Source organism: Enterobacter sp. CFEC122 (assembly GCF_052983755.1).
The window spans coordinates 36,838-55,211 of sequence record NZ_JBRIQR010000015.1 but is presented as its reverse complement, the minus strand read 5'-3'; the positions used below and the strand labels follow the sequence as shown (position 1 = coordinate 55,211).

General features: G+C 59.0%; 17 protein-coding genes. 8 read left to right on the top strand and 9 right to left on the bottom strand.

What is annotated here, in order from left to right:
* Positions 1 to 10: 10 nt before the first annotated feature.
* The gene (locus ACVCAM_RS12480; protein WP_008500518.1) at positions 11 to 1,036 is read right to left on the bottom strand and encodes an LLM class flavin-dependent oxidoreductase; all 1,026 of its coding nucleotides are present in this window, start codon (positions 1,034 to 1,036) and stop codon (positions 11 to 13) included.
* 178 nt (positions 1,037 to 1,214) lie between these two features.
* Here ACVCAM_RS12480 and yajD point away from each other — a divergent pair, with 178 nt between their 5' ends.
* Entirely contained in the window at positions 1,215 to 1,562 is a 348-nt protein-coding gene (yajD, locus tag ACVCAM_RS12475) for an HNH nuclease YajD (RefSeq protein WP_023617218.1), read from the top strand.
* Between the two features lie 37 nt (positions 1,563 to 1,599).
* Here the strand turns inward: yajD and ACVCAM_RS12470 are convergent, their stop codons facing one another.
* Complete coding sequence (locus ACVCAM_RS12470; RefSeq protein WP_407223293.1) at positions 1,600 to 2,385, bottom strand: MipA/OmpV family protein; 786 nt, start codon at positions 2,383 to 2,385, stop codon at positions 1,600 to 1,602.
* A gap of 124 nt (positions 2,386 to 2,509) precedes the next feature.
* On the opposite strand from ACVCAM_RS12470, the gene ACVCAM_RS12465 reads away from it, so the two are divergent.
* The 4 genes from ACVCAM_RS12465 (at position 2,510) to ACVCAM_RS12450 (ending at position 8,699) form a co-directional block, all read left to right on the top strand.
* Positions 2,510 to 3,205, top strand: a complete 696-nt coding sequence (locus ACVCAM_RS12465) for a response regulator (protein ID WP_126306813.1) — start codon at positions 2,510 to 2,512, stop codon at positions 3,203 to 3,205.
* A complete protein-coding gene (locus ACVCAM_RS12460) occupies positions 3,202 to 4,398 on the top strand; it encodes a sensor histidine kinase (RefSeq protein WP_407223292.1) in 1,197 nt (398 codons plus the stop codon). Before ACVCAM_RS12465 ends, ACVCAM_RS12460 begins: the two co-directional genes overlap by 4 nt.
* Positions 4,399 to 4,476: 78 nt before the next feature.
* Positions 4,477 to 5,625, top strand: coding sequence for an efflux RND transporter periplasmic adaptor subunit (locus tag ACVCAM_RS12455; protein WP_248243688.1), 1,149 nt, complete (start codon positions 4,477 to 4,479; stop codon positions 5,623 to 5,625).
* The gene (locus ACVCAM_RS12450) at positions 5,622 to 8,699 is read left to right on the top strand and encodes an efflux RND transporter permease subunit (RefSeq protein ID WP_407223291.1); all 3,078 of its coding nucleotides are present in this window, start codon (positions 5,622 to 5,624) and stop codon (positions 8,697 to 8,699) included. The genes ACVCAM_RS12455 and ACVCAM_RS12450 overlap by 4 nt, the downstream gene beginning before the upstream one ends.
* An 18-nt stretch (positions 8,700 to 8,717) precedes the next feature.
* Here the strand turns inward: ACVCAM_RS12450 and ACVCAM_RS12445 are convergent, their stop codons facing one another.
* Positions 8,718 to 9,485: an arylamine N-acetyltransferase family protein gene (locus ACVCAM_RS12445; RefSeq protein WP_248243690.1), complete on the bottom strand. Its 768-nt coding sequence runs from the start codon at positions 9,483 to 9,485 to the stop codon at positions 8,718 to 8,720.
* A 96-nt stretch (positions 9,486 to 9,581) separates the two neighbouring features.
* Between ACVCAM_RS12445 and ACVCAM_RS12440 the strand changes: the two genes are divergently transcribed.
* Positions 9,582 to 11,027, top strand: coding sequence for an aminotransferase-like domain-containing protein (locus tag ACVCAM_RS12440; RefSeq protein WP_407212121.1), 1,446 nt, complete (start codon positions 9,582 to 9,584; stop codon positions 11,025 to 11,027).
* Here the strand turns inward: ACVCAM_RS12440 and ACVCAM_RS12435 are convergent.
* Entirely contained in the window at positions 10,999 to 11,883 is an 885-nt protein-coding gene (locus ACVCAM_RS12435; RefSeq protein ID WP_407223290.1) for a LysR family transcriptional regulator, read from the bottom strand. The two genes, ACVCAM_RS12440 and ACVCAM_RS12435, sit on opposite strands and share 29 nt — an antisense overlap.
* Before the next feature lie 134 nt (positions 11,884 to 12,017).
* Between ACVCAM_RS12435 and ACVCAM_RS12430 the strand changes: the two genes are divergently transcribed.
* A complete protein-coding gene (locus tag ACVCAM_RS12430; protein WP_407223289.1) occupies positions 12,018 to 12,998 on the top strand; it encodes an NAD(P)H-dependent flavin oxidoreductase in 981 nt (326 codons plus the stop codon).
* 66 nt (positions 12,999 to 13,064) lie between these two features.
* Here ACVCAM_RS12430 and ACVCAM_RS12425 read toward each other — a convergent pair whose 3' ends face one another.
* A complete protein-coding gene (locus tag ACVCAM_RS12425) occupies positions 13,065 to 13,511 on the bottom strand; it encodes a hypothetical protein (RefSeq protein WP_407223288.1) in 447 nt (148 codons plus the stop codon).
* Between the two features lie 75 nt (positions 13,512 to 13,586).
* Positions 13,587 to 14,642, bottom strand: a complete 1,056-nt coding sequence (locus ACVCAM_RS12420) for an SDR family oxidoreductase (RefSeq protein ID WP_407223287.1) — start codon at positions 14,640 to 14,642, stop codon at positions 13,587 to 13,589.
* Positions 14,643 to 14,739: 97 nt separating this feature from the next.
* Between ACVCAM_RS12420 and ACVCAM_RS12415 the strand changes: the two genes are divergently transcribed.
* Positions 14,740 to 15,636 (top strand): LysR family transcriptional regulator, encoded by an 897-nt coding sequence (locus tag ACVCAM_RS12415; RefSeq protein WP_023327299.1) that lies wholly within the window; start codon positions 14,740 to 14,742, stop codon positions 15,634 to 15,636.
* Positions 15,637 to 15,643: 7 nt separating this feature from the next.
* Here ACVCAM_RS12415 and umuC read toward each other — a convergent pair whose 3' ends face one another.
* The 3 genes from umuC to ACVCAM_RS12400 all read right to left on the bottom strand — a co-directional run bounded on the left by umuC (position 15,644) and on the right by ACVCAM_RS12400 (position 18,350).
* Entirely contained in the window at positions 15,644 to 16,906 is a 1,263-nt protein-coding gene (gene umuC / locus ACVCAM_RS12410; RefSeq protein WP_407223286.1) for a translesion error-prone DNA polymerase V subunit UmuC, read from the bottom strand.
* Entirely contained in the window at positions 16,890 to 17,324 is a 435-nt protein-coding gene (umuD, locus tag ACVCAM_RS12405) for a translesion error-prone DNA polymerase V autoproteolytic subunit (protein ID WP_008500532.1), read from the bottom strand. Before umuD ends, umuC begins: the two co-directional genes overlap by 17 nt.
* Positions 17,325 to 17,483: 159 nt before the next feature.
* A complete protein-coding gene (locus tag ACVCAM_RS12400) occupies positions 17,484 to 18,350 on the bottom strand; it encodes an aldo/keto reductase family oxidoreductase (RefSeq protein WP_248220075.1) in 867 nt (288 codons plus the stop codon).
* Positions 18,351 to 18,374: the final 24 nt, after the last annotated feature.

Here is an 18,374-nt window from a genome sequence, read left to right as displayed (position 1 = left end):
GATAGCGGAACTACTCGCGCCAGCCCATTGCCGGTGCGACATGTTTGAGAATAGACTCAATCACGTGCGCATTATAATCCACCCCCAGCTGGTTCGGTACGGTCAGTAAGAGCGTATCCGCCTCGGCAATCGCCTCGTCTTTTTTCAGCTGTTCAACCAGCTTGTCCGGCTCCGCGGCATAGCTGCGCCCGAAGATGGCGCGCGTTTTCTCATCAAGATAACCCACGCTATCGCTGTCGTTGCGGCTGGCACCGAAATACATCCGGTCACGGTCGTCCATCAGCGCAAAAATACTGCGGCTAACCGACACGCGCGGCTCGCGCGTATGCCCTGCGTCTTTCCAGGCCTGACGGTACGCGCGGATCTGTTTTGCCTGCTGAATATGGAACGGCTCGCCGGTTTCATCGTCCTTCAGCGTTGAGCTTTGCAAGTTCATGCCCAGTTTTGCCGCCCATACCGCCGTCGCATTAGAACCCGCGCCCCACCAGATACGCTCGCGCAGCCCTTCTGAATAAGGCTCCAGACGCAGCAGCCCCGGTGGATTGGGGAACATTGGCTGTGGGTTCGGTTTGGCAAACCCTTCCCCACGCAGCACCTCAAGCAGCACCTCGGTATGACGACGCGCCATATCCGACTCGTTTTCCCCTTCCTGCGGGACATAGCCGAAATGCCGCCAGCCATCAATAACCTGCTCCGGGGAGCCCCGGCTGATGCCCAGCTGCAGGCGACCGCCGGAAATCAGATCCGCCGCGCCCGCATCTTCGGCCATGTACATCGGATTTTCATAGCGCATGTCGATTACGCCGGTGCCAATTTCGATGGTTTTTGTTTTTGCCCCTATAGCGGCCAGCAGAGGGAACGGCGAACTAAGCTGTCGGGCGAAGTGGTGCACGCGGAAATACGCGCCGTCTGCCCCCAGCTCTTCAGCCGCCACGGCTAAATCGATGGACTGCAGCAGCGTATCGGCCGCCGAGCGCGTGCCGGACTGCGGTGAAGGCGTCCAGTGACCAAAGGATAAAAATCCGATCTTTTTCATAACCCTGTGTCCTGATAATGCGTTGCGTTCTGTCCACTTTACGCATTACCCGGTAAGAATAAATGCCGTTTATTTAACGGAATGGTTCAAATAAATTGACATAACTGACGGGTTCGTCACGACGCAACGTTATGGGATATACTCTTCCCCACTCTTTTCATGGCAGGTAAAACCGGCAATGGCTTTGATCCCCAAAAACTACGCGCGGCTGGAAAGCGGCTATCGCGAAAAAGCATTAAAAATTTATCCATGGGTGTGTGGACGCTGCTCGCGTGAGTTTGTCTATTCCAATCTGCGTGAACTCACGGTTCACCATATCGATCACGACCATACCAACAACCCGGAAGATGGCAGCAACTGGGAGCTGTTGTGCCTGTTTTGCCACGATCATGAGCATTCGAAATACACCGAAGCAGATCGGTACGGCACCACCGTGGTGGCCGGGGAAGACGCGCAAAAAGACGTGGGCGTCGCCACGTTTAACCCGTTTGCCGATTTAAAGGCGATGATGGATAAGAAGAAGTAATCCTCTCACCCCCTCGCTCACATCATGATCCGAGAATTTAGAATGTCCAGGTGATAGCGGCGGTTGCAGACCCCTCATTACGCCGCATCACGATCGGGCTTTGATTGGCATGGTCGCCAAGCCAGGTATAGTCCGCGCTGAGGACAGTTCCCCAGTGAGCATCGAACTGATGGCTCCAGGTCAGGCTGGTGTCGACGCCATAAAATCCACCCGGCGCTGAATAGCGGCGATAGCCGGTGCGGCGGCTCTGCTGCTCACTGACGCCATACCAGGTATTCATATAACGGCTGTCACCAAACAGGGCCGCAGACTGAAAGGCTATCGTGTCCTGGTTATTTTGTACCGGGATCAGCGTAATGGAGGCCTGATAGCTTGCCCCCTGACTGTCGGTTAACGGCAGCGTCGCTTTGCCTTCCATGCTCAGCCATGGCGCGGCCTGCCAGCCGACGGCAAGGCCGGTATTCAGGGTGGCATTAATGTCCCCCATCCCTTTCAGGTTGTTTGCACCCTCACGCCAGCCAGAATTTTTATCAGCCCTTCCGGGGTCGTCGCCCAGCGTGTGTTCGAAATACCAACCGCTGTCGTTTTGCAGGTCATATCCCACCCCTTTTTGTGCATCAACAAAGAAAGCGCCTTTGCGTCCCTGCAGCACAGGAACCACCTGCCACACCTGCTTGTCTGAGCCTGAGTAACGCGGGGCATATTGCCCTCCCAGCCCGACGGTTAAGGAATCGGACGCGGTGTCATCATCCGCCTGCGCGGCGGATGCCACGACCATCAGAAGCGGGACGGACATATACAGGACTTTTTTTATCGCTATCATACTGCTCTCCTTACAGACGCTGGCGTCTCCTGAGACAGGAACAGCCACACAATGTTGGCGCAGTATGATTTGGCTGAATCAATGAATCGTCGGGATAGTGTTAAGAAATGGTCAAGGTGAACGGATGTTATCCAGAAGAGTGCTGATTATTGAAGATGACGCCGACGCGGCTGGCGTGCTCGAAGCCTATTTACGGCGTGAAAATTACGACGTGACCATTACCGGAGACGGTCTTTCCGGGCTGGATATGGCGCAGCGGTGGAAGCCCGACCTCATCCTGCTGGACGTGATGCTGCCGGGACTTAACGGCACCGAGGTGCTGGCGGGCCTGCGTCGTAAAAGCGATGTGCCGGTGATCATGGTCACGGCCATGGGGGATACTCCCGATCGCATTGGCGCCCTGCGCTACGGTGCCGATGATTACGTGGTGAAGCCTTATCATCCGGGCGAAGTGGTGGCGCGGGTGCAGGCGGTGCTGCGGCGCAGCAGTAAAAAAGAGACAGAGGAAAAGATCCTTCGCTGGCGAACGCTGGCGGTGGATGTCGCCGCCATTGTGGCGTGCGTGGACAACGGCGACGACGCGCCTGTGATGCTCGATCTTACGCCAACGGAATTCTCGCTTCTGGCAACGCTGCTGCGCTCGCCTGCGCACCCGTTTTCCCGCCAGTATTTACTGGAACACTGTTTGCCGGAAAGCGAGGCGCTGGAGCGCGTTGTCGACACCCATATTTATAACCTGCGTAAAAAACTTGAGGCCGTGGGTATTTCCGGCGTGCTGATCAACGTGCGCGGCGTGGGTTACAGGTTCAGACAGCCATGATAAAAAACCGGCACGCCTCTCTGTGGCGCTGGATTTGCGCGCGCATCCTGGCGCTGGCTATCGGCAGCGTGATCGTCATTGCCACCTGCATGTGGCTGCGCTATGCGGTCCAGAACTACTGGATCATGGGCAGGATGCCGCCAGCGGTCCGGCAGGAGTTTCTTACGCTCAGCCAGAACCCGCAGGCCAATCCGGCCCGCTTCCACACGATTGTGGATACCTGGTGGGGCCTGAGCTATTCCACGCCGTCCATCGCCTCAGCGGACTGGGTCACGGTGGCCCTGCTGGTGCTGGTGATGATCCCGTTTATTGTGGTGATGGGGCTCAAACACGCCCGCCCGCTGGCGCTGCAGTTCAGCCGCCTTCGCGATGCGGCAAAGGATGTCGCCGAAGGGCAGTTTGGCCGTCAGGCAGAGCTGATCAAGGATGCACCGGCAGAAATGGTCAGCTTTGCGGCGGACTTTAACTCCATGACGGGGCAACTGGTCCGCTATGAGAAAGAGCTCCGCGCCTCGCACGTCGCGATGGCGCACGAGCTGCGCTCGCCCCTGACGGCCGCCATCGGGCGTCTGCAGGGCATGTTAGACGGCGTGTTTGATGCCAGCCCGGCGCAGCTGGGCATGGTGATGAAACAGCTCCAGCACCTCAACCGCCTCACCGACGAGCTCCACCTTCTCTCTTTGGCCGACGCGGGTAACCTTGTGCTGGAGGACCAGCCGTTCTGTCTGGATGAGCTGATTCAGGAGCGGGCTGCCTGGATCATGCCCCAGGCGGATGCGCATCATTTCAGGATAACGCTGCGTAACCCGCACACCAGCCCCTTCCGGGGCGATGCGTTCCGTATGGGGCAGGTCGTTACTATCCTTATGGAAAATGCACTACGCTACGGGCGCGAGGGCGGCCACCTTGAGGTGGCGCTGCATTACGCCAGCGGGCATTACATCCTCGAATTCACCGATGACGGGCCGGGCGTGTCGCCCCAGTTCTTACCGGAAATGTTTAAACGCTTTAGCCGCGAGGAGCAGTCCCGCGCGCGGCATTCCGGCGGCAGCGGCCTCGGTTTGTCCATCGCCCGGGCGATTTGCGAGGCGCATGGGGGTGAGATTAGCGCGTCATTACCGGAAACCGGCGGCATTGCGGTGCGCATTTTGTTGCCCTGGCAGCCGTCTGATAATGAAAATCTCCCCTCTTGATAAAGCCTTGACAGAACATCGAATCTTTCTCGACGTAGCGCGCATTTAATAACGCCATTCCCTTTATGGAGCGGCGTTATGTCAGACGAATTTTTTCTCTCCCTCCGCCACTGCCTGCATCATTTGTACGGCGTGGCGCGCACCTTTTCCTGGCTGCATTTTCTTCCCCTGGCCCTGCTTGCGCTGGCGATTTTTCCGCTGGCCGGCTGCGGTGATAAACACGAAAACAAACCTGACCCAGTGCGTAAGGTACGCTACGTCGTCGTTGGCTCTGCCCACTCCCTTCCCGCGCTGGAAAGAACCGGTGAGATCCATGCCCACGATGAAACGACCCTAAGCTTTCGCACCGGAGGCCGGATACTGACGCGTAGCGTTGATATTGGCGACCGGGTCACTGCCGGACAGCTGCTGGCCACGCTTGATAATACGACCGGGCAAAACCAGCTCGACAGCGCCGCGGCCGACTATGAAGGCGCCAAAGCCTCTGCCCAGGTCGCCGCGCTTAACGTCAGTCGCATGCAAAAGCTTATGCCAACGGGCGCGATAGCCCGCACGCAGCTCGACAGCGCCCGGGCTGACTGGCTTGTCGCCCGCGCGCGCTTAAAAAGCAGCGAGGCCGCATGGCGAAATGCCCGCGAAAGTCTCGGCTGGACGCGACTGATCGCTCCACAAGCGGGCGTCATCACGGCCGTGAGCGCCTCTGCAGGACAGGTTGTCAGCGACGGCCAGTCCGTTCTGACGCTGGCGACCGGGGAAGCCCGCGACGTGGCGTTTGACATTGCCGCGCCCGATGCGATCCCGCCTCTGGATAAGGCGGTTTTGCAGGTTTCCCTGCTCGGCGACCCGTCGGTGCAGGCGTCTGCCGCACTGCGGGATATCACCCCGCAGGCCGATCCTCAGACCCGCACGTGGCGCGTCAGAGCCACCCTGCAAAACCCGCCGGAGGCCATGGCGCTGGGCGCCAGCGTCACCGTGACGTTGCCCTCCGCCGCCCCGCACGGGTACGCCCTTCCCGCGTCGGCGCTGACCCGAGCCGGCGACAAACCGGCGGTTTTTGTGATTACCCCGCAGTCGCGGGCGCAGCTGCGCGTGGTGGTGCCCGTCGGCTATACAGCCACCTCCGTCATGATTGCCTCCGGCCTTGAGCCCGGCGACAGGGTGATTACGGCGGGCGTGAGCACATTACGACCCGGCGAGCCGGTGATGGACGGAGAGGTTCAGCCATGAACACAGGATCGGAAGCCAAATTTAACCTCTCCGCCTGGGCGCTGAAGAACCAGCAGATGGTCAGCTTTTTCATGCTGCTGGTGATTGCGATGGGCGTGTTCTGCTATGAGAAGCTGCCGCGTAACGAAGATCCGGCATTCACCATTAAAACGGCCGTCGTCTCCGCACAGTGGCCGGGAGCCTCCGTGACGGATACCACCCGCCTGCTGACCGATACGCTTGAAAAAAAGCTGCAGGAAACGCCCTGGCTGGACTATCTCGAAAGTGAAACCCGTGCCGGACGCACCGTTATCCACGTCAACCTCCGTGACGATACGCCCCCGCAACGCGTGCCCGATATCTGGTATCAGGTTCGCAAAAAAATGCAGGACATCGCGCCGTCCCTGCCCGAAGGGGTGCAGGGTCCTGCCGTGGATGACGAGTTTGACGACACGTTCGGCACAATTTACGCCTTTATTCCCGAAGGCTTCACGTTGCGGGAGGTGCGGGATAGCGCAGAGACAATACGGCGCGAGCTCATGTCCCTGCCGGATATGGGCAAAACCACCCTGCTGGGCGAACAGCAGGAGCAGTGGGTTCTCGCCTTTTCTCCGGCGCGCCTGGCCGGTATGGGGCTGGATATTCAGGACGTTGCCGACGCCCTCCGGGCGCAAAACGCCGTTGTCCCGGCAGGAACGATGCGTACCGGGCAGGAGAACATGGCGATAAAGGTCAGCGGGGCGCTCACTACCGAAGAGAGTTTGCGCGCCGTCACGCTGCACGTTAACAATCGCTATATTCCGCTGACCGACATTGCCACCGTCACCCGGGAAATCGCCGAGCCACCGGCCCCGGCCTACCGGGTGAACGGCAAACCGGCTATCGGACTGGCGGTGTCGATGGCGCCGACAGGCAACATGCTGCGTTTCGGTGCTGCGCTGAACGCAAAAATGGCGGCCCTCAGCGCCGGGCTGCCGCACGGTATTGAGATGGTGAAAGTCGCCGATCAGTCAGCGGTGGTGAGTGAAGCGGTAAGCGGGTTTATCCGGGTACTTATCGAAGCCGTTGTTATCGTGCTGGCGGTTTCATTTGTCTCGCTGGGTTTGCGGGCCGGACTGGTGGTGGCGACGGCCATTCCGCTGGTGCTTGCCATGACGTTTGTCGGCATGATGCTCGCCGGCATCGGCCTTCAGCGTATCTCGCTCGGGGCGCTGATCATTGCCCTGGGCCTGCTGGTGGATGACGCCATGATCGCCGTCGAAACGATGGTCTCCCGACTGGAAGCGGGGGATTCCCGTCGACTCGCGGCCACCTATGCATTCAAAACGACGGCCTTCCCGATGCTCACCGGTACTCTGGTCATGATTGCCGGTTTTATTCCCGTTGGTTTTGCGGCCTCCAGCGCCGGCGAATACTGCTTCTCTCTGTTTGCGGTGGTGCTCATCGCCCTGCTCTGCTCCTGGGCCGTCGCGATCCTGTTTTCGCCGCTAACGGGCACGTGGCTGCTGCCGGAAAAAGTCAGACATCACGCGGCAGGACCGGGAAGGATCGCGCGCGGGTATGGACGGCTTTTACGCCTGGCGCTCCGCCACCGTCTCGCTACCGTACTGATTGCGCTTGCCGCGCTGGGGCTGTCAGCGTACGGCACGACGTTTATGCAGGGCGAGTTTTTCCCCGCCTCGGACCGGCCCGAGTTGCTGGTCAGCCTGACGCTTCCGGCCAACGCGTCGCAGCCGGAAACGCTCAGAGAGGTGGAAAAGCTGGAAAAAGCGCTGGCCGACAACAGCAATATCGATCGCTTTTCGACGTACGTTGGCTCAGGCGCCATCCGTTTTTACCTGCCGATGGACGTGCTGCTGGAAAATGAAACTATCGCCCAGATGGTTGTGGTCGCGAAGGATCTTGCGGCGCGGGATCGTCTGCACGCACAGCTCAACACGATCCTGGCGACGCAATTTAGCGACATCATCACCCGCGTGTCGCCCCTTGAGCTGGGGCCTCCCGTCGGCTGGCCCATCAAATACCGGGTGAGCGGGCCGGATTATCTGCAGGTCCGGGCGCTTGCGAACCGTCTCACGGACGCGATTGGCCGCTCCCCGTTCTCACGCGACGTTAACCAGACGGCCGGAGAGCCGGAGAGGGTCATCACCCTTAAGGTGAATCAGACGGCGGCCAGAGCGGCGGGAATATCGTCAGAAAGCCTTGCCCGCACGCTGAATACCGTCTGGTCCGGCAGCGTTGTCACGTCCATCAGAGATAATGACCGCCTTGTCGACGTGGTGCTCAGGGCCGAGGACAGCGCGCGCCAGAGCACCGCCACCCTCTCCTCACTCACGATTCAGGGGAATGACGGTAAAAAAATTCCGCTCAGCGCCGTCGCAACGCCGGTCTGGGGCGTGGACGATCCGGTCATCTGGCGCCGCCAGCGCGTGCCCTTTATCACGGTGCAAACCGACCTCGCCCCGGGGCTGAGGGCTGAAGCGGTATCCGCCGCGCTGCGTCCGGCGGTCGATAAACTGCGCGAGAGCCTGCCCGCAGGTTACAGCATTGAAGAAGGCGGCGCGGTTGCCGAATCGGATAAGGGGAACAGCTCCGTCTTTACCGTTCTTCCGGTGACGCTGGTCATCATGCTGATGCTGCTGATGCTTCAGCTGCGGCGATATTCCCGGATGCTGCTGGCGCTCCTGATGGCCCCGTTTGGTTTACCGGGGATCGTGCTGGCTATGCTGCCTGGCGGCACGCCGATGGGGTTTGTTGCGCTGCTGGGCGTCATCGCCCTGGCGGGGATGATCGTGCGTAACGCGGTGATATTGATTAGCGAGGTTGACAGCAATCTTGCTCAGGGGATGGCAAACGATGCCGCGATTATGGCAGCGGCGGAGCACCGGGCCAGACCCATCTGTCTGACCGCCTGTGCCGCCATTCTGGGGATGATCCCCATCTCTCACCAGGTCTTCTGGGGCCCAATGGCCTATGCCATTATTGGCGGGCTGCTGGCTGCGACGCTGGTGACGCTGACCGTGTTACCCGCGTCGTTTAGCCTGCTGTTACAGTGGGGGGCTCAGCGCAAAGCCGCAGCCGACGGGCCGGGCTGAGTCCCCATCTTTCTCCGATTACGCGGCGGTCAGCGCAAAACGGTCTTTCAGGACATGGCGGATGTCCTCCTCCACCAGCTGCCGCGTTTCAGTGCCGTTCGCCGTGATGGTTTTCAGCATATCGCCCAGCAAAATCTGGCGCCCTTCCGGGCTGTGCTGCACCACCACCCGCTTCTGCACAAAAATAGCCTCAGGATGCGTGGAGTTAAGGTAGTTGGCCGGAACGAAATCAATCCACTCCTGGGGCGTGAGATCGAAGCCGTATTGTCGGGCCCATTCGCCTTCCACCTTCGCCTCGAGCAGATACTCGCCCTCCGCGCTGCGGCTCAGGCGAAACGTGTCGAAATCCTGGGTGATTTCCACGTCAAGCGTGTCCAGCGCCATTGGCGCGCGGATGCCGTAGCTGCCGAAGCCGAGATCGCAAAGCCACTGACGGCTCTCCACCTCGGCGATGAGCGCCATATGGGTTTTCGGACGCCGCGCGGGGTAGAACATCGGGCGCGCCGCCACGAAACGGTAAGGAATGCCGAGTGCTTCCAGCGCCATGGCAAAAAGCCCGTTCACCTCATAGCAGTAGCCACCGCGCCCTTTCTTTAACACCTTCTCGGCAATGTCGTCTGGCGCCAGCGAGACAATTTTCCCCGCCTGCACGTCCAGATTTTCAAAGGGAACGGAAAAGAGCTGATGACGCATCAGCGCATGCAGGGTGGACGTATCGGCCGCCGCCGGTCCGGTGTAGTTTATGCGTTTGAAATACGAGGAAATGTCGAAATTATCGCTGTGCATAATGCCTCCTTGTCCTGAACATGCCGGACACTATAGATGGCGCACATCATTGGCTGTATAGTCAGTTTTATCGAAAATTAGCCTGAACAGATACCCATGTCTGCCCCCTCCCCACACTATCGCCGGATTGCTGAGCGTCTGCGCCTCACGCTCTCTTCAGGCGCATTGCGAGTCGGTGACCGGATGATCTCCGCGCGTAAACTGGCCGAACGCGAGCACGTGAGCCTTCCGACGGCGCTGGAGGCCCTTCGCTGCCTTGAGGCTGAAGGGCTGATCGTTGCGCGACCGCGTTCAGGTTATTACATCCGCCAGATCAGCCTCCCTCCGCGCGCGGAGCCCGCGCGTTCCACGCCGGGCCCGGTGCCCGTGACTATGTCCGCCGTGGCCCGGTCGCTGTTCAGCAGTGCAGAAGCCCGGCTGATCCCGCTGGGCGCCGCCCTGCCCGATCCCGCGTGGCTGCCCGGGGAGGCGCTACAGCGGGCGTTACACTCCGTGGGCCGTCGTCTGGACGCGCATGGGCAGAGCTACAGCCTGCCGCCGGGAAGGCGTGATTTACGAAGCAAGATTGCGGCGCGTGCTGCGCAGTGGGGAGCCCGCTTCGGCGCGGACGATCTGATTATTACCGCAGGCGCGACGCAGGCGCTGCGCCTGGCCCTGCGGGCCGTGTGTCAGCCAGGTGATGTGGTGGCGGTGGAGCAGCCCGCCTACTTTGGCACGCTCCTGCTGCTGGAGGATTTAGGCCTGAAGGCGTTAGAAATCCCCACCGATCCTGCTGAAGGTCTGTTACTGGAACCGCTGGCTGACGCCATCCGCTGCCACCGTCCCGCGGCCGTCCTGGCCTCGCCCACCGTGCAAAACCCATTGGGTGCCAGCATGCCCGTCGCGCGCAAGCAGGAACTGGTTGCTCTGCTTGAAGAAGCCGGTATTCCTCTGATTGAGGACGACGTTTACGGTGACCTGGTCGGTGACGGGCAACGTCCTCCGGCCTGCAAAGCCTTCGACCAGAACGGGAATGTGATTTACTGCAGCTCCCTGTCTAAAACGCTTGCACCGGGGTGGCGAATAGGCTGGATTGCCGCCGGACGCTATTACCCGCAGGTCTTGCAGGCCCGCATGGCCGGAGAGTGGGCCGGCGCGCCGCTGCTGGAAGCCGCGACGAGCGAGATGCTGGCAAGCGGCGACTACGACCGTCACCTGCGGCGGCTAAAGCGGCGGATCGCAGAGGGAATAGACGCCGTCGTGGCGCAGGTCGGGGCCAGTTTTCCCCCCGGTACCCGCGTAAACGTCCCCGCAGCTGGCTTTCTGCTGTGGGTCGAACTTCCTCCGCAGGTCAACGCGCTGGAGGTGCATCGCCGCGCGCTGGCGCGGGGTATTGGCGTCAGCCCCGGCCCCCTGTTTTCCCCTGGCGCAGAACTCACGCACTTTCTGCGGCTAAACTGTGCAAACGAACCGACGCCCCGCCTGCTCAATGCCGTGGAGCAGATTGGTGCGCTATGCCATGAGCTGGCCGCTTTCACACCAGACTCTCCAGCCATTCGGTAAATACCCGTACCTTGCGGGAGAGATGACGATGTGGGTAGAGCAGTGACAGTTTGCGGTCCGGCGAACGATATTCAGGCAGGACCTCAACCAGCATGCCGCGGTCAATGTAAGGCTGGAGAAAGAGATTCATTCCCTGCATTACCCCCAGCCCGGCCAGGCCTGCCGCGATGTAGGCCTCGGAGTTATCCACCACGAGCTTACCGGGTAGCGCGATCTCCGCGACGCCCTCTGGCGTGGTAAACGTCCACGGCTGAACGTGCCTGCTGCTGTTGTTAATCCAGTTAATCGCCTGATGCTTGCGTAAATCCTCCAGCGTTTCTGGCGTACCGTGTTCAGCCAGCCAGGCCGGGCTGGCGCAGGTCGTGATTTTAATGTTCCCGATTTTACGCGCGATATAGTCGCCGTCGTCCAGCTCGCCCACCCGCAGCACGCAGTCCAGGCCGTCCCGCAGCATATCCCGACGGCGGTCAGAGCTACTCAGGATGATGTCGATCTCAGGATGCTGACGATAAAAATCAGGCAGGTTGGGTATCACCCGCAGCGCCGCAAAAGAGATGGGCATATCCACACGCAGCTGGCCGTGTATAGGTCGATCGGCGCCAAACGACTCCAGTAATTCGTCCGCCTGCGCCAGCAGAGGTTTACTGCGGCGATAAAAGGCTTCCCCATCCGGCGTCAGGCTAATCCGACGCGTGGTGCGCTGCAGGAGCCGCGTGCCGCTGTGTTGTTCCAGAAGCTGCAGCGCTTTGGTCACTGCCGGGCGATGGACCTGCAGATTTTCCGCCGCCTGGGTAAGGCTCCCCGAGTCGACAATTTCAATAAAAATCCGAATAGATTCAAAGAGGTTTATTTGCATAAGGGATGTCTTGCCGCGAGCGGGAGAAAATGATTGTTATTAATTTTATAACAGTGATGAATGTTTTTGGCTATTTTTCCTAACAATCTTCCTCTCTACACTCTCCCTCATTCAAACGTAAGGGAGAGTCTGCTATGAAAAATAACCGTATCTGTCAGATCCTGGGTATCGAAAAGCCCGTTATTCAGGGACCGTTATCCTGGCTTACTGATGCCCGTTTAGTGGCCGCGGTCAGCAATGCCGGAGGACTCGGCGAGCTGGGCCCCAACGCCGGTTTAACCGCCGATACCGCGGTCTCCACGCCGGAAGAGACCGCCGAAAAAATGCGGGAAGAAATTCGGAAAACCAAACGGCTGACCGAGAAACCCTTTGGCGTGAACCTGATCCCCACCGCCGTTAATGACGTCTGGACCGGGCCAATTCTTAAGGTGGTAAAAGAGGAAGGCGTCAGGGCCGTGGTGTATACGGGCTATGGGGAAGGCAGCATTATTCCCGCGCTGTTCAATGAGTTAAAAGAGGCAGGTATCGCCATTATCTACCGCGACATCAATCCCACGCCGGAAAACACCCTTCTGGCTGAAGAAATGGGGGCAGACATCATCGTCGCCACCGGTTTTGATGAGGGTGGGACGTTACCCGCGACGGCGCTGGGTACCTTTTCCATCGTGCCGCTGATTGCCGACGCCGTGAAGCACGTCCCGGTGATGGCCGCGGGCGGTATTACCGATAATCGCACCGCCAGAGCGGCGCATGCATTGGGGGCGGAAGGCGTGTTTGCCGGTTCGGTCTTTATCAGTACCGAAGAAAGCCGCGTGCCGCAGGGGGTCAAAGAGAAAATTGTTGCCGCCAACGGTCTGGACCTGCTGCTTTTCCGCACCGTCCCCCACTACTATCGTTCTCTCCCCGGCAAGCTGGCGGAAAAACTGGCGGCGATGGATAAAGCGGGCGCAAGCAACGAAGCGCTGGGCAAGGCGATGGGCGGATTACGGGGCCTGCGCCTGGGCATGCTGGAAAATAACACCGATGAAGGGTATATCGCGCTCGGCACGGGGATTGGGAATATCCGCAGCGTGAGAAGCGTGGCCGAGGTTGTCGATGCGTTAACGGTTGAGTAAGCCCTTAACCCTGATGCTATGGACGCTGCACAGGAGCGGCGTCCGCAAACCGTCTGCGGTTCTTTTTCACACATTGAGGATTGCGCGTTCTTTAACCACAGCGTCAGGATTGGCACGTTTTACCGCTACCAGAAAAGCCGTGAAGTTATGATTCCAGAAGGTAAGATTGTTATAAAACTGCACCTGCTTTTCATTAACACCGTCGCGGTAAATAACAATCCAGACCCGTCTGCTGTTTATCTCTGTATTCCCCGGTCTGATTTTAATGATGTTAGCCAGCGCAATTTTACGGGTGGCGTTGTTTTTAACTTCATATAAAAACTGGTCATCATAAAACCAGGTTTTACCTGCATTTCCGCCAAATATGGAGGGATTGGCAGATATCTTTTTCATCCCGTTACGGTCTGAAATGATACGTTTTGCCTGGCGAATGCGTCTGACCAAAAAGCTTAACAGAATGAGAAGCGCAATGAGGGGCAGAGCGACTGATATCATTTTTAGACTTTCGTGCATATCCCTGCCCCACAATACATTCATTTTAACGCGTGAGTATAACGCGCCGATCGTTGATGACAACAACCCTTACGGTCAGGGAATAATCCGCGCGGCTCTCAACTGCGCGAACAGGTGGAAAAACATCTCATCCGTCGCCTGCATTTGCGTAAAGCCCTCCCTGCGCAGCTTGCTCCCGTCACCAAACATGTCGTAGTCCCAGCTAAAGACAAAATCGGCAAACCGCCCGTCGCTCAGCTGCAGAATATCCGCTTCCACCAGCCGCTCTCCGGCAAGCTCGCGCCATACGCCGCGATAGTCCGTAAACAGATGTTGAAATGAAAGCCTCACCGGCGGTGCAGAGTCCAGGTCAAACCAGCGTGCGATGCGCGGCCAGAGCTCGCTCCAGCGCCAGATATCACCATTATTCACGTTGAACGCCTGATTCTGTGCCGCAGGTGACGCGGCGGCCCACAGCGTTGCCTCGGCCAGCAGCCCGGCGTCGGTATGGTCAACGATACTGTGCCAGGTCTGTTCCGAACCGGGAAAACGCAACGGTAAACCCAGCGCCTTGCACAGGGAGGCGTACAGGGCAATGCTCAGCGCAAGGTTCATGGCATTGCCCGGTACCGCACTCCCTACCACGCCCGGCCTGATGGCATTCCAGTGCCAGCGCTTTCCCCGCTGAAACTGGCTGAGCCACGCAAGCTGCGCGGCGTTAAATTCGGCACCCGGTACGACGGGATCGCTTTCGCGCGCCGGGGTTTTAAACGGCCCCAGATGCGCGCCGTAGACCTTGTACCCCTGCATCAGGCTTACCGTCTGCAAAGGTGCCGTTTTTTCGAGGATGCTGACCAGTTTACGCAGCATGGTGACGTTCGGCTCAACCATGTCTTCCCAGTTCGCCGCGTTCGCCCAGGCGCTGTAAAAGAGATGGGTGGCACCGTCCAGGGAGCGCAGCGCCCGGGCGCTGTCCTTTTCATCCAGTAAATCGATCTTGACCATCGGAATGCCGTCAGGATGCGACCCGGCATAGCGGCTAAGGCCGATCACCTGCCACTGATGGTGCAGGAGCGTGTTGACCATCTGTCTGCCGACAATGCCGCTGGCGCCCGCGACCAGGGCGACGTTGTGTTGCTGCCTATTATTCATGGTATTTCTCCGGAAAGGGTGACAGACGCAGTGTGATATATTATTTTTTCTGGAGATATCCCATGAAACCGATGGCACTTATAAGCAAAATCATTAAATGAATAATAAGCTCAATGCCATTTCTACCTTTCTGCGCGTCGCTGAAGCGGGCTCGTTTTCAGCGGCTGCCCGTCAGACCGGTATTAAGCAGTCCGCCGTCAGTCAACAGATCGCGGCGCTTGAGGAAGAGCTTGGCGTGGTACTGCTGCACCGTACGACGCGTACGATGAAGCTGACCGAACAAGGGGAGCGCTACCGGCATGATATGCAGCTCGTGCTGGACGCCATGGGGGAAGCGGAGAGGCGTTTACATCCTGTCGATCATAGCGTTCAGGGACGCGTCCATGTCCAGTTGCCGAGCGGCCTGGGGCAGATCTTTTTACCGCACCTGCTGGCGCTACAGCGTCTGCATCCCGAACTGCATCTGATGCTTTCCCTTGATGATCGCCTTGCCGATCTGGTGACGGAGGGCGTGGATGTCGCGATACGGCTGAGCAGTGAGCCCCCGCAGGCGCATGCGGCGCGCGTACTGGGGCGTATTGAAGCTGCACTGTTTGCCGCCCCCGGCTTTCAGGCGGTACGCGCCGTCAGCGAGCTGGTGACGCTGCCACACGTGCGGTTCAGCGGCATTCCGCTGGATGCTCCCCTGCGCCTGATGTCTGACGCGGAGACGGTCGAGGTCAACGTGAATACCGTTTTCCGTGCCAACACCAGTGAGGCGCTGCTGCAGGCGCTGGAATCCGGCATGGGTATCGGCGGCATGCAGCGACCGCTCGTGGCCAGGGCTCTGCAGGCGGGCACGCTGGTACCGGTGCTGCCCGACTGGCGGTTACCCGATCGCTTCCTCTATGCCGTTTATCCTGATGCCCGCTTTATTCCGCAGCGCGTCAGAAAGGTCGTCAGCGTGATTGAGCAATTACTGCCTGAGATCGCGACCCACAACGCCACAAAATAACCGCCTTTTACCTCGCCACCGGTAAATCCGCGTATCGCGTCGTATAGGCCGGTGACAACATCTCTCGCTTCATGGCCCACGGTTTCTCAATCCCCTGCCCGGCGAACCATATCTTCCCTTTGCCGGAGTGATTGACGCTGTCGATCATCTCCATCAGCGCCGCGCTGTTGGCGCGCAGGCGATTGTCGTCAAACAGATTAAGCTGAGCGACACCGCTGCTGAAAAAGTCCGCCAGCATGACCCCGGCCTTCATATAGCGATACCCGTCGAGCCATATCCGACCCAGCGCCTCCGTGGCGGCACGGATGATATCCCGCGAGTCATTGGTGGGCGTCATCAGGGTGACCGAAGCCTGATTACCGTAATAAATTTCGTTGTCCGCATGCGGGCTGGTGCGCACAAACACGCTGATAAAACGACAGTATTGATGCTCGCCGCGCAGTTTCTCTGCGGCGCGTTCCGCGTAGGCGCAAATCGCCTGGTGCATCTCTTCATATTGCGTAATGCGATGACCAAACGAACGGCTACAGATGATTTGCTGCTTCGTGGGGGTGTACTCTTCAAGGTCAAGACAGGGCTCGCCGCGAAGCTCGCGCGCCGTACGCTCCAGCACCACGTTAAAATGTTTGCGAATGACCCACGAGGAGGCCTCCGCCAGCTCCAGCGCCGTGGTAATCCCCATCGCGTTCAGTTTTTTCGTGATGCGCCGCCCTACGCCCCATACCTCCTCTACCGGAACCTTTGCCAGCAGTTTACGCTGCCGCTCGCGGCCTGACAGATCGACCACGCCGCCGGTACTGGCCCACCGTTTCGCCGCATAGTTGGCCAGCTTCGGCAGCGTTTTTGTCGGGGCAATGCCGACGCCAACGGTTAAACCCGTGTTTTTAAAGACCTGCGTGCGCATCTGGTGTCCGAACGCGTCCAGCGACATGCAGTTACCGATCCCTGAAACGTTCACGAACGCCTCGTCAATCGAGTAAATTTCTATGGCCGGAGCCAGATCCGTCAGCGTCTGCATCACCCGACTGCTGAGGTCGGCATACAGCGCATAGTTCGAACTGAAGACGTAAACCCTCGCCGGAAAAAGCTTCTCTTTGAATTTAAAATAGGGCTCACCCATTTTTATGCCGAACTGCTTTGCCTCCCGCGAGAGTGAAATGATGCAGCCGTCGTTGTTGGACACCACCACGATGGGCTTCCCCTCCAGATCGGGGCGGAATACCTTCTCGCAGGAGGCATAGAAGCTGTTCACATCAACCAGCGCGAACATGTTTATGCGTTTTAAGCGTGTGGGTGACGACGCCGAAGATCTGCAGCTCCTCTTCGGACTGAAAGGTAATCGGCTGATAGCGGGCGTTATGTGGCAACAGCCTCAGAACCGGGCGCGTCTGTAGCTCTTTCACCGTAAACTCACCGGCGACCGACGCCACGACGATATCCCCATGTTCGGCATTTAACGAGCGGTCAACCACCAGCAGATCGCCGTCGCCAATCCCCGCGCCAATCATGGAGTCTCCACTCACCTTGATAAAATAGGTCGCACTGGGGTGCCTCACTGCCAGCCGGTTAAGATCGAGACGATCCTCCACATAATCCTGCGCCGGGCTGGGAAACCCACAGGCAACACGTTCTAAAAACAAAGGTAGTTCAATGATTTGTTTTGGTTGATAAGAAAAGAGAGTGTCCATGATGCCTTTCTCGCCATATACTGTATATAAATACAGTATTACGGATTATGGTCAGGGATCAAGGTCATTTCCGGAAGCGAACCCAAACGCGTTGAAGTGTCAGAAGATTTAAAACGCGCAAAGCCCGGAAGCACATGTCGGGCTTTGCGCCTGTGACGATCAGTCCATCAGCGTATTCAATGTTTCCAGCGCGTCAGGCGGCAGCTGCAGTTCCCCCGCCGCGAGGTTTTGCCGCAGATGCGCCACGGAAGAGGTGCCCGGGATCAGCAGGATATTCGGAGAACGCTGCAGCAGCCATGCCAGCGCAACCTGCATTGCCGTGACGCCCAGTGAATCCGCGACAGCCTTCAGCCCGGACGATTGCAGCGGCGTAAAGCCGCCCAGTGGGAAGAACGGCACATACGCAATCCCCTGCTGCGCAAGCAGATCCACCAGCGCATCGTCACCCCGGTTCACAATGTTGTACATGTTCTGCACGCACACCACCTGCACCATCTTCTGCGCTTCCGCGACCTGGGTGGCCGTGACGTTGCTCAAACCAATATGCCGCACCAGCCCCTGCTGCTGTAATTCTGCCAGGGTGGAGAGCGGTTCAGCAATCGACCCTTCCGCTGGCCCGTGCGCGCTAAACATAATCCGCAGATTCACCACGTCCAGCACGTCCAGCTGCAGATTACGCAGGTTGTCATGCACCGCCTGCGTCAGTTCCTGCGCGGAAAAGGCCGGTAGCCACGCGCCTTTATCGTTGCGACGGGCGCCAATCTTGGTGACGATCGTCAGATCGTCCTGGTAAGGATGAAGCGCCTCGCGGATCAGCTGGTTCGTGATATGAGGACCATAAAAATCACTGGTATCAATGTGGTTCACTCCCGCCGCCACGGCCTCGCGTAACACGTCCAGCGCGGCCTGCTTATCCTTCGGCGGCCCAAAGACGCCCGGCCCGGCCAGCTGCATCGCGCCGTAGCCCAGCCGTTTCACCGTCCGCGTCCCGAGCGCGTATGTCCCGCTTTTATCAATGCTGCTCATGTTGACCTTCCTCATAAAAATGAT